This is a genomic window from Actinomycetota bacterium, from assembly GCA_030018275.1.
Lineage (GTDB): Bacteria > Actinomycetota > Aquicultoria > Subteraquimicrobiales > Subteraquimicrobiaceae > Subteraquimicrobium.
This window is the reverse complement of record JASEGB010000009.1, coordinates 24568-40749: the sequence shown is the minus strand read 5'-3', so window position 1 is coordinate 40749 and position 16182 is coordinate 24568. Positions and strand designations below refer to the sequence as shown.

The 16182-nt window shown below is 46.7% G+C and carries 12 protein-coding genes; 1 reads left to right on the top strand and 11 read right to left on the bottom strand.

The genetic code is table 11. The features are described 5' to 3' along the window. Positions 1 to 176 precede the first annotated feature (176 nt). Positions 177 to 1400, bottom strand: coding sequence for a tyrosine--tRNA ligase (gene tyrS, locus QMD66_05100; GenBank protein MDI6822219.1), 1224 nt, complete (start codon positions 1398 to 1400; stop codon positions 177 to 179). 381 nt (positions 1401 to 1781) lie between these two features. Between tyrS and QMD66_05095 the strand changes: the two genes are divergently transcribed. Further along, on the top strand, positions 1782 to 4202 hold the full coding sequence (locus tag QMD66_05095) for a PBP1A family penicillin-binding protein (protein MDI6822218.1): 2421 nt from the start codon (positions 1782 to 1784) through the stop codon (positions 4200 to 4202). Here QMD66_05095 and QMD66_05090 read toward each other — a convergent pair. From QMD66_05090 to argC, 10 genes are all read right to left on the bottom strand, one after another. Next, positions 4199 to 5152, bottom strand: a complete 954-nt coding sequence (locus QMD66_05090) for an NGG1p interacting factor NIF3 (protein MDI6822217.1) — start codon at positions 5150 to 5152, stop codon at positions 4199 to 4201. The genes QMD66_05095 and QMD66_05090 overlap by 4 nt on opposite strands. An 86-nt stretch (positions 5153 to 5238) precedes the next feature. After that, complete coding sequence (polX, locus tag QMD66_05085) at positions 5239 to 6954, bottom strand: DNA polymerase/3'-5' exonuclease PolX (GenBank protein MDI6822216.1); 1716 nt, start codon at positions 6952 to 6954, stop codon at positions 5239 to 5241. Between the two features lie 35 nt (positions 6955 to 6989). Next, positions 6990 to 8375, bottom strand: coding sequence for an argininosuccinate lyase (gene argH / locus QMD66_05080; protein ID MDI6822215.1), 1386 nt, complete (start codon positions 8373 to 8375; stop codon positions 6990 to 6992). Between the two features lie 36 nt (positions 8376 to 8411). Then, positions 8412 to 9650, bottom strand: coding sequence for an argininosuccinate synthase (locus QMD66_05075; GenBank protein MDI6822214.1), 1239 nt, complete (start codon positions 9648 to 9650; stop codon positions 8412 to 8414). Between the two features lie 23 nt (positions 9651 to 9673). Beyond that, entirely contained in the window at positions 9674 to 10135 is a 462-nt protein-coding gene (argR, locus tag QMD66_05070) for an arginine repressor (GenBank protein ID MDI6822213.1), read from the bottom strand. Between the two features lie 5 nt (positions 10136 to 10140). Continuing rightward, positions 10141 to 11073: an ornithine carbamoyltransferase gene (gene argF / locus QMD66_05065; protein ID MDI6822212.1), complete on the bottom strand. Its 933-nt coding sequence runs from the start codon at positions 11071 to 11073 to the stop codon at positions 10141 to 10143. A 90-nt stretch (positions 11074 to 11163) separates the two neighbouring features. Next, positions 11164 to 12420: an acetylornithine transaminase gene (locus tag QMD66_05060; protein ID MDI6822211.1), complete on the bottom strand. Its 1257-nt coding sequence runs from the start codon at positions 12418 to 12420 to the stop codon at positions 11164 to 11166. Positions 12421 to 12636: 216 nt separating this feature from the next. After that, entirely contained in the window at positions 12637 to 13527 is an 891-nt protein-coding gene (argB, locus tag QMD66_05055; protein ID MDI6822210.1) for an acetylglutamate kinase, read from the bottom strand. A gap of 218 nt (positions 13528 to 13745) precedes the next feature. Then, positions 13746 to 14975 (bottom strand): bifunctional glutamate N-acetyltransferase/amino-acid acetyltransferase ArgJ, encoded by a 1230-nt coding sequence (gene argJ, locus QMD66_05050; protein MDI6822209.1) that lies wholly within the window; start codon positions 14973 to 14975, stop codon positions 13746 to 13748. Between the two features lie 95 nt (positions 14976 to 15070). Next, positions 15071 to 16120, bottom strand: a complete 1050-nt coding sequence (gene argC, locus QMD66_05045) for an N-acetyl-gamma-glutamyl-phosphate reductase (protein ID MDI6822208.1) — start codon at positions 16118 to 16120, stop codon at positions 15071 to 15073. Between the last annotated feature and the right edge of the window lie 62 nt (positions 16121 to 16182).

Genomic DNA, 16182 nt, shown 5'->3' with positions numbered 1-16182 from the left:
CTTGAAAAAAATGTCGCTGAAATGTTCAGCGACAAGTCAACAATCTGTTTTTGTCCAGATTGAAGATCACTCACCTATGGACTTGTCGCCTCCAGTTCGTGTAAACTTTTCAAATCTCACACCCGCACATTCAGTGCTCACACCAATACGATAATAGCACCTGCCATAATTATTTGTCAACTTAATTTGAGTCTGGTAAATTTCCTCTTTCCCACCTGCAAAATATATCCATCTTTAATTTCGATATCAATATCCGGAGACTGGATAACCTTCCCATTTAACTTGACCCCACCCTGCTGTATAAGGCGCCTCGCCTCACTGCCCGTTTTGGCAAATCCAACTGAGGTTATGAGCCTCACTATCCAGATCTTCTTATCCTTCAAAAGCTCTCTGGATACCAAAACCTCTGGTATCTGGGATGGCAACTCCTTCTCTTTAAAAATGGTGTCGAATTCTCTCTCGGCCCACTCTGCAGCCGAATGACCGTGGTATAGTGTGACGACCTCTCGTGCCAATCGACGTTTAGCCTTAGCGGGGTGGAGTGTTCCTTGCTCTAAACCCTGGTTTATCTGCTCTATCTCACCATTTAATAAATCGGTTGTAAGATAAAAATACTTTATCATTAGCTCGTCGGGGACGGACATAATCTTTCCGAACATCTCTTCAGGAGGATCGGTCAAACCCACGTGATTTCCCAAACTCTTACTCATCTTTTGCTTTCCATCGATTCCCTCCAAAATGGGCATAGTTATTACGACCTGTGGTTCCTGCCCAGACTCCCGTTGAAGATCTCTACCTGCAAGCATATTAAATATTTGATCGGTCCCCCCGATTTCTATATCGGCATGGAGAACTATTGAATCATAGGCTTGCATCACAGGATAAAGAAACTCGTGAAGCCCGATGGGAAAACCCTCGGAATACCGCTTTCCAAAATCATCTCTTACGAGCATTTGAGCCACAGTAAACTTTGCAGAGAGTTTTAATATCTCCTCAAAAGTCATTTTGCCAAACCAACGACTATTGTAATCTATCACCGTTCGCGCCCTATCCAATATCTTAAAGGCTTGATCCGTGTAGGTCTTCGCGTTTTTTCTCACCTGTTCGGCACCGAGTTGTGGTCTTGTCACAGACCTCTCTGAGGGATCTCCAATCCGAGCTGTGAAGTCCCCGATCAGCAATACCACCCTGTGACCCAGCTCTTGAAAAGTCTTAAGTTTTCGAAGGATTACGGCGTGACCCAAATGAAGATCGGGTGAAGTTGGATCCACTCCAAACTTGACGGTGAGAGGAGTTTTCTCCTTTAAAGAGCGGGTCAATTTCGCCTTCAGATCCTCCAGAGGCAAGATTTCCTCGGTACTCCGTGTAATTATCCCCAGTTGCTCATCAACTTGCTCCATCTCTCCTCACCTTGCATAAGTCTACCATGCTTTTTCCAAATCTGTCTACGAACCAAATTTAACTCAAAATTTAAAATTTAAAATGCAAAATGACAGAGTAAATTTCAAAATTTATTTAAAGTCTGAAATCTCCTGCCCAAAGTCTAAGTCAAATCATGAACGGTCTCCGAGATTATAGAACGTTGGGCCTCGGACCTGAGACAAAATGATTTTTGATTTTGATCTGTGATTTTGATTTTTGATCTTTGCATTTTGCATTAAGGAAGCTGCGGGAGTAAAAGGTGAATGAATGCAGAAAAATACTTGTGGGAACTATGCTGGAGCTCATTATGATATAATTCTTTCAGAAAATTTAAAGATTCAAACTAGGCGGAGATTCCAGTGTCGAGAGCAAGGAGACGAAGAATAGTTAGGAAAAGGAGGGGTCGATTCTTAAGGATTATAAGCCTAGGAGTCTTTTTCGCCTTTCTCACCTTCTTTCTGGCTGCAGCAGGGATTTTAGCAAGCTGCGCCAAAGATCTCCCCAGACTGGAAAGTCAAACAGCCCCTGAAGCCGCCCAAACCTCCAAAATGTATGCTGCCGACGGTTCCCTGATAGCAAACCTTTACGCCGAACAAAATAGGGTCATCGTCCCCCTAAGCGAAATCCCCAAGAGCCTTCAAGATGCCGTAATAGCCATAGAAGATCAGAGATTTTACAAGCATAAGGGGGTGGACTTTGAAGCAATAGCGCGAGCCGTAATCATAAATCTTAAAAGAGGAAAAATAGTAGAAGGAGCAAGCACAATAACTCAACAATACGTCAAAAATACCTTCATCACTCCCGAAAAAACGTTGAGAAGGAAGATAAAAGAGGCAGTTTTGGCCTATCAGGTAGAGAAAAAGTATTCAAAGAAAATCATCTTGGAAAAGTATCTGAATACCATCTACTTCGGGCATGGTTGTTATGGAATAGAGACCACCGCGGAAACATTCTTCGGAAAGAAAGCCAGGGATTTGAACCTCCCAGAATGTGCTTTATTGGCTGGACTCATTAAATCCCCCAGTTATTATTCCCCCTACACCAATCCCGATAAGGCAAAGGCCCGTCGCGACCTTGTCCTAAAAAGGATGGCGGAACTTGGATTCATAACCGCGGAGGAAACTGCAACCGCCCAAGCCATCCCCATTCAAGTTCAGGAAATTAAGGAAAAACCAATTCGAGCTCCCTACTTTGTGGAGTACGTCAAGCAAATCCTCATCGATAAATATGGAGCTAATGCGGTTTTCAAGGGGGGCTTACGCATTTTTACTACTTTGGATCTAAAGATGCAAACTCATGCCGAAGAGGCAGTGTGGTCCACACTCAATCGACCAGAAGATCCCAGTGCTTCCATTGTGGCCATAGATCCAAAAACTGGTTATATAAAGGCCATGGTCGGAGGGAGAGATTTCAATACCCAAAAATTTAATCTGGCCGTTCAGGGAAGACGGCAAGCTGGATCCTCCTTTAAAACCTTCGTCCTGGTCACCGCCATTGAGGATGGCGTCTCGCCAAATAAAGTCTATCAATCAACCCCTCTTACAATTAAGCTCCCCGGTAAAGACTGGCATGTCAGGAATGCAACAGAGGGAAGCGGCGGCCCTCCCATGACCCTTAAAGAAGGAACGATAAAATCAGTTAATGCCGTTTTCGCCAGGTTAATAATGGAAATAGGTCCCAAAAATGTGGTCAATATCGCCAAAAAGATGGGTATAACCTCCCCTCTTAACCCAAATCCTGCAATCGCCCTGGGTGGTTTAAAGATCGGAGTCTCCCCTTTGGAAATGGCTTCAGCCTATGGCACCCTCGCTAATCATGGAGTACACTGCACGCCCTTAAGTATCTTAAAAATCACCAATTCGAAGGGGAAAGTATTGGAGGAAAATAAGGTGGATGAAAAAATGGCCATAAATCCTACGACCGCTTATGTTGTCACCGATATTCTCCAAGATGTGATCAAATATGGAACGGGGCGAAGAGCGAATATCGGACGTCCGGCCGCGGGAAAGACGGGTACGACACAGAATTATCGAGATGCCTGGTTCATAGGCTATACCCCGGATTTGGTGGCCAGTATCTGGGTAGGTTATCCACAGGGACAAATTGAGATGAAAAACGTACATGGCATTCGAGTTGTGGGGGGTAGCTTCCCCGCTCAGATCTGGGCAAAATTCATGTACAAAGCCCTTGAGGACACTCCCCCCTCCAGGTTCCCCGCCCCCGAATCGGAAGTGGTGAGAGTCAGGGTATGCAAAGACTCTGGACTTTTGGCCAGCATCTATTGCCCCAATGTGGTCACTCGTACCTTCGTTAAGGGCACCGAGCCGACTAAACTTTGCAATATCCACACCGCCCCCAAAAAAATAGTCGTCCCCAATGTCGTTGGCTTGACCGCTGAGGAAGCAAAGAACATTCTTACCAAGCTTGGATTTAAAGTTAATCGGGTAGACGAGGTATATCCCGGCGTTCCCAAAGGTGAAGTTTTCAATCAAGAGCCAAAGGAGGGAACCGAAGTTGAACCGGGATTCACGGTCACCATCTCCGTGAGCGCGGGCGAACCGATTTCGCAAAAAACTGTTGTTCCCAACGTTTTGGGAATGGAAGAGCACGAAGCCATTCGAGCCATCGATCGAGCTGGGTTGATGACTATCATGAGTTACGAAAAAACCTCGATTCCGAGCAATGATGGGAAGGTGATAAAACAAAATCCCCTCGGTGGAATCACAGTCGATAGAGGAAGTAACATTTCCATTAGAGTGGCGAGGCATGGGGGTAGCTAAGTCCTTCTAACACGTCTTAACCCTGAGCAGACGATGATCTTTACCCCTTTTTTCTCCAGCTCATCGAGGAAGAGATTGATTCCCACGGCATCACTGGCTATGTGCCCCGCAATGACCACATTTATGTGATGTTTCTCCGCTCTCTTTCGAAGCTTATCCCCCATGTGCATTCCAACTAAGGTTCCCACACCGGCATCCGCCAGCCTTTCGATGGCTTCCTCAGGACCCTCAGTTCCACCCGTCATGTCCACGACAACCTTACCCGCTCGTCTATCCGGTTCGCCAACTAAAATGGTGGGACCAGCGCTATCCTTCGCGGCATAGTTGTACTCGGGTATCCTCCTCAACCTATCCGCAATGTCCTTGACGGTATAGGGCTTTTCCTCGTCGAAGATCTTCTGCAAAAAAGAGGTCACAAGATTATCCGCGGGGGTGTGGATGGTCATGAAAGCAAATCCCAAAAGACGTGCTGCATCAACCGCTCTATTATGGTTTAAGGGAAGCAAGGCTCTGTGTACCTCCTTCATGCGCTTATCGATGAGGACATCACCGATATTTATGGGTACACCGAGCTTTCCCCATATATCCGCCTGCATCGCCATAACCTCGGGAAGAGCTGCCAACGCGCTTCCCTCGGGGTGATGCGCGAGGAGGAGATTTATCCTTTCTCCCTTTTCATTCAATCTATCGGCCAACAGGACCTCGGGGACCTCCAGATCAATTCCAGCCAGAACCCCAGTTATCTCCATCTCCAGATCGCCACATAGGATGCGGGTATCAGAATAGGGATTGGTCAGCTTCTCGATGTCGAAGAACTCCCTTTCCTCTTCCCTTAATTGCCCAAAGTTATCCTTGATTCTGTCCAAAACCCGTTTAACACCCTTTTCACCCCGAGGATCCTTAGACATGCCCATCTTCACAGCTAACCTGTATACTTCTCTGAGTTTCATGGCCATTTTCTCCCCTTCATTTTTCGGCGAGATCAGCGACTAGCGGATGGGCTCGCTCATCGAACATCGCGAATCGCTAATCGGACTTACTTGAGTATCTCCTTCAGTTTATCGAGTGGATAGGTGTTGATGACATCTTCTGGCTCCAGCCAGCCCCTTTGAGCCGTAGCCACGCCATATTTGATATAAGCCAGTTGAGCCGCACTGTGGGCATCCGTGTTTATGGCGAATTTTATGCCGTATCCCTCCTTGGCCTCTCTTAGTTGAATATCATTGAGATCCAGTCTATCGGGAAACGAATTCAATTCCAGAATGGTATTCGTCTCCGCAGCCGCCTTAAAAATGGTTTTTAGATCGATGGCATAGGGTTCGCGTTTACCCAATATCCTGCCAGTGGGATGACCAATTATATCGATGTACTCATTGTATATAGCGGATAAGGTTCGCTTTGTGAGCTGGTCCTCCGGCTGGCGGAAACCCCCATGTATTGAGGCTACCACGATGTTCAGCTCCTTTAAAAATTCATCCTCGTAATCGACCCTGCCATCATTATCTATGTTCAGCTCAATCCCGCACATGATGGTGATGCCATCGAGTTCCTCATTCAGCCTCATAATCTCTTCGGCCTGAGCTCTAAGCTCTTTTTTGGTCAATCCCCCAGCTACTTTGAGTTGCTCAGCATGATCGCAGATGGCTACGTACTCATAGCCCAATTCGATGGCGGCTTCGGCGATCCTTTTTATCTTGCTCAATCCATCGGTCCACGAAGAGTGGACGTGAAGGTCACCCCTTATGTCCTCAAGTTGAATGAGCCTGGGAAGAGAATCCTCAATTCCCCTTTCTATCTCTCCCCTATCCTCCCTTAAAACGGGTGGGATATAGGACATTCCCAATACTTCGTAAATTTCCTCCTCCTTCTCCCCGCCTATTCTTCTATCCACCTCCATCTCAAAAATCCCATATTCATTTATTTTTAGACCCTTTTTTCGGGCGATTTCCCTCAAGTGTACATTGTGCTCTTTGGAACCAGTGAAATATTGGAGGGCTGATCCATATTGGTCGGGGCTCACCACACGCAAGTCTATTTGAAGACCGTTCCGGGCGATGATGCTACTCTTGGTGTCGCCCTTCACTAAAACCTGAGCTACCTCGGGCATGTGGCAAAAATAATCCATCACCTTATGGGGCTCATAACTTGCAGCTAAAAGGTCGATGTCACCGATGGTTTCCTTCATTCGTCTCAAAGAGCCGGCCATATCCGCTCTCTCAACAAAGTCTTGCCTCCTTAAGTTCTTGATGAACCGTTCGGCGATGGGATGGGCTTCAAAGAGGAGAATGCGCTCCCTAGCCCTTCTCAACTGTTGAATTCCCCTGATGATGTTCTCTTCCGTCTTGGCACTCATTCCCTTTAAGCCCCGAAGACGATGAGTTCGTGCAGCTTCCAAAAGCTCGTCGATGGTGGTGATGCTCAGGGTATCATAGAGGAATTTGGCTTTCTTGGGACCAAGACCGGGGATTCTCATCAGCTCCACAAGGCTGGGTGGGATTTCCTCTTTTAAATCTTCATAATAGGGGAGACTTCCGGTTTCCAAGAGCTCCACTATTTTCTCGGCGATTCCCTTTCCCACCGCCGGAACTTCCCTTAAGTTTCCCTCTTTATAAAGGACGTTGATATCCTCCCTGAGACTACGGATGCTGTTGGCGGCGCGGTGATACGCCTGCACCTTGAAGCTCATCTCCCCACGAATATCGAGCAAATCTGCAATTTCGTCTAAAATGTTTGCCACTTCCTCGTTGGTCATCTCAAGTCCTCTATAATCCCACTTGCCATCTCTGGTTAGGCAAGCGGATGAGATAGCCACATCTTTTCGGATTCAAGTAAACTTTCGGCCCTTATGAACTGATCTTTCAAACCTTTGACCGAAGTTCCCCCGACACTGGTCTTTGAATCCACTGAATGTTTAACCTCAAGAACCTCGAACACATCTTGATCAAAAAGGGGAGAAAAGCTTCGATAATCCTCCAAGTTGAGATCACTCAAAACACAATTGCGATCCAGACAATACGCGATTATTTTCCCCACGACCCCATGGGCTTCCCTGAAGGGGAGTCCCTTTCTTACCAGATAATCAGCGACATCTGTTGCCACCGTGAAACTCTCTTCAGCCGCTCGTCCCATCCGCTCTGGATTTATTCTTATGGAGGCAACCATCGGTGTGAATATCTCCAAAGAGCGCTTGGCCGTATCTACGGCATCGAAGAGAGGTTCCTTGTCCTCCTGAAGATCCCTATTATAAGTCAAGGGAAGGGCCTTTAGCGTGGTGAGAAGTCCCATCAAATGCCCAAAGGTGCGTCCGGTCTTCCCCCGAATTAGTTCAGCCACATCGGGATTTCTCTTCTGAGGCATGATGCTCGATCCCGTGGTGAAAGCTTCATCAAGTTGAATAAAACCAAATTCGGATGTTGACCACAGAACCAGCTCTTCACAAAAGCTGCTGAGATGGATCATCAAAAGGGATAAACTTGAAAGAAACTCCACTAGGAAGTCCCTATCGCTCACGGCATCCATGCTGTTCTCAGCTATTTTCGAGAAGCCAAGTTCTTTTGCGACGAATTCCCTATCGATAGGGAAGGAGGTTCCCGCCAAGGCCGCCGATCCCAGAGGCATGGCATCAGTACGCTCATAACAACTCTTGAGCCGATCAATATCTCGACCTAACATGAAGAAATAAGCCATGATATGATGAGAAAAGAGTACGGGTTGAGCCCGCTGAAGATGAGTATACCCGGGCATAATCACTTCGGTATTTTCCTTCGCCAGATTTAAAAGAGCTTTCTGGAGAGTACGTATCAGATTCCCTATCTTTAAGATCTCTTCCTTTAAGTACATTCTGATATCCAGGGCAATTTGATCATTTCTGCTCCTCGCCGTGTGTAATTTCCCCCCCAAGGGACCAACTTTCTCAATCAAAGCCCGCTCAATGCTCATGTGAATATCCTCATCCGCGATATCGAACCTGAATTTACCCGCCTCGATCTCCCGCTCAATTTCCTTAAGTCCTCGAGTGATTTTTCCCGCATCTTCCTTTGGGATTATTCCACACTTAGCAAGCATGGCCACATGGGCCAAGCTCCCCCGTATATCATATTTGTACAGGCGACGATCGAAGGAAAGAGAGGCGATAAACTCCTTCGGATCCGTGGGATTTCCCCGATATTCCATTGCCACCTCCTCTTTCTTCGAAGGTTAATCAATTGCTCATCGCTTCGCTGGTCCCTTGTCCCGTGACTCTCTACTCCTTCGCGCCCATAACTTCAATGGTAAACCCCAAAGTTCGATAAATCCCCTGGCTAACTCGTGTGAAAATTCATCGGCTTCTCCATAAGTTGCCAATGAATAATCGTAAAGGGATTTTTCGGATTTCCTTCCCACGACATTGCAGGAACCTTTGTAGAATCTCAAACGTACGATCCCTGTAACATTCCCTTGGGAATCACTGATGAAGTCATCGAGAGCTTCTTTAAGGGGAGAAAACCACAGACCATAGTAGACCAGTTCGGCATATCTCTGCTCCAAGATCGATTTATAGTGGAGTAATTCTCGCTCTAAGGTTAAATCCTCTAAATCCCGATGGGCAGCAATGAGAGCCAAAGCGCCTGGGACTTCGTAAATCTCCCTGGATTTTATACCTACCAGCCGATTTTCAATCATATCGATCCGCCCATATCCGTGACTACCCGCAATTTCATTGATCCGGGTGATGAGATCCACAAAGGGGATTTCTCTCCCATTCAAGCTCTTTGGTACTCCCTCCACGAAACCAACCTCTACGTACTGTGGTCTATGGGGAGCCTGAATGGGATCCACGGTCATCTCATATACATCGGCTGGGGGTTCTACCCAGGGATCCTCCAAAATCCCACATTCAACGGTTCGCCCCCAAAGATTTTCATCCACACTATAGGGACTCTTTATACTAACCGAGACTGGAATTCGATGTTTTTTGGCATATTTTATGGTCTCCTCCCGAGACATGGCCCACGCACGTACAGGAGCGATCACTTCCAGGGAGGGATCAAGTGCACCTATTGATACTTCGAAACGCACCTGATCATTTCCCTTACCCGTACAACCATGAGCCACATATTTAGCCCCACTTGATTTGGCCGTCTCCACAAGCCACTTGGCAATTAAAGGGCGAGAAAGTGCTGATACCAGGGGATACTTTCCCTCGTAAAGGGCATTCGCTTTCAGAGCAGGGAGAATAAAATCACAAGCGAATTCCTCCCTGGCATCGACGATGTGAGATTCGATTGCCCCTATCTTCAGGGCTTTCTCCTTTACACTCTCCAAATCCTTAGATGGGTCATCTTTTGCCTGCCCCACATCAACGACCATGGCTATTACGTCCAGATCATATTTCTCTTGAAGCCACTTTATAGCCACAGAGGTGTCTAACCCACCCGAATAAGCCAAAACTACCTTTTCCTTCGCCATTTTTCCTCCTACGAGAGTGGAGCTTATTTACTTTTCAGCTCATTTAATCTAGCTAGAACGGAAGCTCCCTCCCTGCTATTGTGAGTGACCACCAAGATGGTATCATCTCCGGCCACCGTTCCCAGAACCTCTTCCCATCTCACTCCATCAAGTGCGGAGGCTACACCCTGAGCGGTACCTGGAGTGGTTTTAAGCACGATGAGATTCCCGCTCCGATTCAGGCTTACCACAAAATCCTCGATCATCCTTCGAAGATGCTCCGTTTCATCGCCTATGAATTTACCTTCGGGAAGAGCATAAATACTGGTACCATCACCCATCCGGACTTTCAACAAGCCCAATTCACTTATGTCCCTCGATATCGTAGCCTGAGTCACTTCGTATCCCAGTTTTTGTAACTCAGATACCAGTTCTTCCTGTGTGTGAATTCTCTTTGATTCCACTATTTCCCTGATAGCAACGTGTCTCTCGCCTTTTAACCTCATTTTGATCAACCGATTAGCGAAATTAATAAGGCCTTTTGAACGTGAAGTCTATTCTCCGCCTGATCAAAAACGACACACCTGGGATCGTCCATCACTTTAGCGGTAATTTCTTCACCCCGGTGGGCGGGAAGACAATGCATGACGATGGCATCAGGCTTAGCGTAAGCTAAAAGTTCCTTATTTACCTGGTAGGACTGGAAAGCAGATAGTCTCTCATCCCGCTCCGCCTCCTGACCCATACTTACCCAGACATCCGTGTATACGATATCAGCATTCCTCACAGCCTTTATGGGGTCATTGACCATTTCCACCTTTGGTTTTAACCCTCTTAGGTTCCTTAAAGCCATGTCAACGATCCACTTCTTGGGCTCGTATCCCTTTGGAGAAGCGATGAAGATATTTAGCCCCACTTTAACTGAACCCATTAAAAGGCTGTGAGCAACATTATTTCCATCCCCCACATAGGCGAGCTTGAGACCCGCCAGGCGATCTTTCTTTTCCAGGATGGTCATGAAATCGCCAAGGACTTGACATGGATGAAAATCGTCGGTGAGAGCATTGATCACCGGTACATCCGCATCTTTAGCCAACTTTTCCACATCCCTTTGAGCAAAAGTCCGAATGATTATGGCATCCACGTATCGGGAAAGAACCCGACCGGTGTCCTCGATGGACTCTCCCCGACCCAATTGCATATCCTCAGCGCTTAAGAAAATTGGGTGTGCACCGAGATGTGCCAAAGCGACTTCAAAGGAGACCCTCGTTCTCGTGGATGGCTTCTCAAAGATCATGGCCACGGCTTTACCCTCTAAATATCGATGGGAAATCCCCATCCGTTGCAGGCGTTTGAATTCCATGGCTTTGGATAGAATGAGATAAATTTCATCCGGGCCCAGATCACCCAATGTTAGAAGGTCTCTTCCCTTAAGTGATGCCACACTAACCTCCACCCTGATAATTAGGTATCTGCTCGCCTTACTGGTAATGGGTTAATTTCCAACTACCTATCAATCCATCCACCTAACAACCTATCTTTCCAATTCGTCGAGAATCTCATCAAATATGCCCAGAACGGTCTCGATTTCCTCCCTCATTATACAAAGTGGGGGAAGAAATCGAACGATGTTATCTCCGATATTATTTGCAATCACCCCGCGATGAAAAAATTTCAGTACAATATCCTGGGCAATACCCTCCCTACCCGTCTGGAAGGCGGGTCTGCCAGGCAGGTCCCTGTGGAATTCGACTCCAATCATCAAACCTTTCCCCCTCACTTCCTTAATTATAGGTCTTTTCTCCTTCAGTTTTTCAAGCTCCTGTTTAAAATAACTTCCTAAGTTGGCGCAATTATCTATCAATCCTTCCTTTTTTAGGACCTTCAATGCGGCCATTGCCGCCGAAGTAGCAACAGGTCCACCACCAAATGTTGATCCATGATCACCTGGTTTAAAGACTCGAGCCACTTCCTCGCGGGTGATGAAAGCACCGATGGGTAGTCCACCTCCCAAACCCTTTGCTAAAGTCATGACATCAGGCTCGATGTCGTAATGCTCGTAGGCAAACATCTTTCCCGTACGACCCATACCGGTTTGAACTTCATCCAGAATGAGCAAGAGATTCTCCTGGTTACAAAGTTCCCTCACACCTTTGATGTAATCTACCTCGCACTCATATACTCCGCCTTCCCCTTGGATGGGTTCGAGCATTACCGCACAGGTATTCTCGGTTAGGCAATCCTTCAGAGCATCCAAATCATTTAGGGGCACGTGCTTGAAACCCGGTGGCAAGGGCTCAAAGGGTTTTTGTTTATCGGGTTGCCCCGTGGCCGCTAAAGTCTTGAGGGTTCGACCGTGAAATGAGCGAAAGGCGGTGATCACCTCATATTTGCTCCCGCCAAAATTCTCCTTGCCGTATTTGCGCGCCAATTTCAGGGCTCCCTCGTTTGCTTCGGCACCACTATTGCAAAAGAAGCATTTATCTCCAAAGGATATTTCCACCAGCATCTCAGCTAACTCGATTTGAGGAATGGTGTAGTAAAGATTGGAAACGTGAACGAGATTCTCCATCTGCTCCTGAACCACTTTAACTACCGCCGGGTGACAGTGTCCAATGTTAGCCACTCCCAATCCTCCCAGGAAATCAAGGTATTCTTTGCCCTCTACATCCCACAATCTACTTCCTCTTCCTCGCGAGAAGACAACCGGGAGGCGGCTATAAGTATTCACAAGATACCGTTGCTCTTTGCTAATGAAGTCCTCAACATTCATTTGGAATTCCTTGTTCATAATCCCTGTTATAGCCTAGACATAATTCACGCTTAATAATTCGATAAGAGTATTCTGGAAGGCGCATCTAGCGCCTGTAAGGATGGCTCTTAGAGATCACTCTATTTATTTATGTCTAGGGCACAATCCCTGTTATGCAGCCGCAAGTCACATGTCGCAGGAAAAATCCTTAAAACATTCCTAAGATTAAGACCTGCAACCGGATTCATGCAACAATTAGGCAGTGATCATTGTTCCAATGCCCTCATCGGTGAAAATCTCCAAAAGAAGGGCATGTGGGATCGTTCCATTTAAGATGTGCGCCCTTTTCACCCCAGCCTTAAGGGCCCTTATACACCCCCTGACTTTAGGTAGCATTCCTTCACCTATTAAATTCTCCTTTATCAACCTCTCGCACTCATCGATGTTAAGTGCAGAAATGAGAGATTTCTTATCGGCAAAATCCTTATACAATCCATCAACATTTGTAAGAAAGATTATCTTATCAGCTTTCAGCGCTGCAGCAATCTCAGCGGCGACAGAGTCGGCGTTGATATTATAGCTTTCTCCCTCTTCTCCGACCCCCACAGAGGCGATGACTGGGGTAAATCCATCCTTTATCAAATTTTGAAGAATTTCCGTATTGATCCTCTGAACCTCGCCAGCGAAACCGAGGTCTTGCCCGGTGGTTGTGGTACACTTTTGAGCTATTATTAACCCTGCGTCGTCACCGCTTATTCCCACGGCTATCCTGCCCTGCCCACCAGGCTCAGGCAGGCGGGCATGGCAATTGATCATGGAAACGAGTTCCTTATTTACTTTACCCACCAGGACCATTTTTACAATGTCCATGGTTTCCTTATCCGTGACTCGAAGCCCTTCCACGAATTTTACCTCTTTTTTCAACTTCTTCATGTAGCTTGAAATCTCGGGACCTCCTCCATGAACAATCACCGGATTCATGCCCACATACCTCATCAAAACGATATCGGAAGCGATGGATTGTTTAAGAGAATCATCGAGCATGGCACTTCCACCATATTTTACGGTGATGGTTCTCCCATAATACTCCTTGATGTATGGAAGCGCCTCCATCAGAATTTTGGCTTTAGTTAATGCATTCTCCATTTTCCTCATCCTTTAACATCGTCCCTCGCCGCTCGTCATACAAGTGGACTATTAACGAGTTAGGTTTACACTGCAGTCAACCGCGCCTGCCCCGTAGATGCGACAGCGTTCTTCGGGGTGTTTTCGGAGCACTTCACCCCGACCATAGTTAACCCATCTTGTTAATAATACAAGTAAGATTTGAGATTCGAGTTTCGAGAGTCGAGAAACAGTGTCCTTTACGTTTTATAGGCTGCATTTATCTTCACGTAATCATAGGATAAATCCGTAGTCCACACGGTTGCTATTGAATCACCTAGATTAAGATCGATGGTTACCCTTATCTCTTTATCCTTCAAGACCTCTTTGATCTCCCCTTCATTAAAAGGCAAGCCCACACTACCTTTCACGATTTGATGATGGCTAAGGTAAATATCTATATCGTGTGGATTGATTTCCGCTCCAGAGTGACCAATTGAGGCGATGATCCTTCCCCAATTGATATCCTCACCGAAAAAGGCGGTTTTAACCAAATTTGAGTTGGCTACGGTCATGGCTATGGTCTTAGCATCTTCGAAGGATTTTCCACCTCTGACGATGATTTCGATGAATTTGGTGGCTCCTTCCCCATCCCTCACAACCATCTTGGCCAATTCCTGGGTGAGGAAGTCCAATGCCTCTTGGAAGATGAGAGCATCTTTACTGTCTTCGACCACCTCCTGGTTCTGAGCAATCCCATTGGCAAGGATAACGACCATATCGTTGGTGCTCATCTCACCATCGACGGTGATCATATTGAAGGATTTATCGACCGATTTTCTTAAAGCCCGTTTTAAACATGAATGGGAAATTCTGATATCCGATGTCAAAACCGAAAGGGTTGTAGCCATATTCGGAGCAATCATCCCAGCTCCCTTGGTCATCCCTCCTAGAGTAATGGTTTTGTTGCCTATTTTAAATTCAATCGCCATTTCCTTGGGGAAAGAATCGGTGGTCATAATCGCTTCGGCGGCATCCAGATGAGCATCGTAAGAAAGAGATGCTACAGCATTTTGGATGCCTCGTTTCAGCTTGTCCATGGGGAGGGGAACACCAATAATCCCAGTTGAAGCTAGTAAAATTTGATAAGGAGAGATTTTCCCCAAACATTTCTTTGTGAGCTCACCCGCGGTGATTTTTGCCATCTCTATAGCATCGGTTATGCCTCGCCTCCCCGTACAGGAATTGGCATTGCCACTGTTGATCACCACCGCTTGAGCCACCCCTTCCTGAACATGTTTTTTGCTGATCAAAACGGGGGGAGCGGCCATCTTATTGGTGGTAAAAACCACAGCGGCAATAGCGGGAACTTCGGAAAAGATGAGGGCAAGGTCTTTTCTACCACTTCCCTTGATCCCACAACTTACCCCGGAAGCCTTAAACCCACTCGAGGCGGTTACTCCCCCGGATATCACCTTGACCTTTACCATCTCTTTTTATCCCCCTGTAATCTTTAAAGTAGCGAGAAATCATAGAAATATTTGATCTTGCGCTCCCAACTACGAACTAACAGACTCCCGACCAATCAAGGTACAAGCCCAACAGCTCTTAGCCCTTCATCTTCAGAAAACCCACACATGATATTCATGTTCTGAATGGCCTGGCCCGCAGCTCCCTTGACCAAATTATCGATCGCACAGACCACGATGACCTTGCGAGTTCGCCTATCCACCTCCAAACCTATATGGCAGTGGTTAGAACCCAAAACGCTTTTCGTCTCGGGGTATTCTCCCTCACTTAGGATGTGTACGAAGGGTTCACCCTCATAAAAAAGCCCATATATTTCGAGGAGATCAGGGGTCTTTAAACTCCGTTTTAGATCACAATATATGGTGCTCAAGATGCCCCTGGTCATGGGGATGAGGTGAGGAGTGAAAGAAATCTTTATCTCCTTTCCGGCGAGCTTGCTCATTTCTTGCTCCATTTCCGGGGTATGCTTATGCGCGGCAACCAAGTACGCCTTTACATTTTCATTACATTCAGGGAAGTGGCTGGAGATACTTAAACCCCTACCCGCCCCCGAAACCCCGGATTTCGCATCCACCACGATACTTTGGGTGTCTATGAGCCTCTTTGTCAACAAAGGAGCCGTTGCCAAGAGAACGCTAGTGGGATAACAACCGGGATTGCACACAAAATTCGCCCTTTTAATAGCTTCCCGATTAATCTCCGGCAGTCCGTAAATGGCCGCACCCAAAAGCACGGGATAAACATGGGGTATCCCATACCACTTCTCATAGATGTTTTTATCAACCAATCGAAAATCCCCACTGAGGTCGATGATCTTGTGATTCTCGTCCACCAGCTGGGGCACGATCTTCATCGAAGTCCCATGAGGTAAAGCAATGAAAAGAAGATCCGAATTCTCCTTGGCTTGCCTTGAATCGAAAACCGTGTAAGAAAGGTCACAAATTCCCGTTAAATTGAGATAAAGAGAGGCGGCTTTCTGATCCCTATATCGGTCGGCTGTAACATAAGTCAGCTCAACGTGGGGATGATTCAGTAACAACCGAGCGAGCTCAGCTCCAGTGTAACCGGAGGCTCCAATTATCCCTATCCTACAAACCCGAGACATCCACCATCGCATCCTCAGACTCCATAAGTATTGCCAAAATTATACAAAAATTTGCATATTTA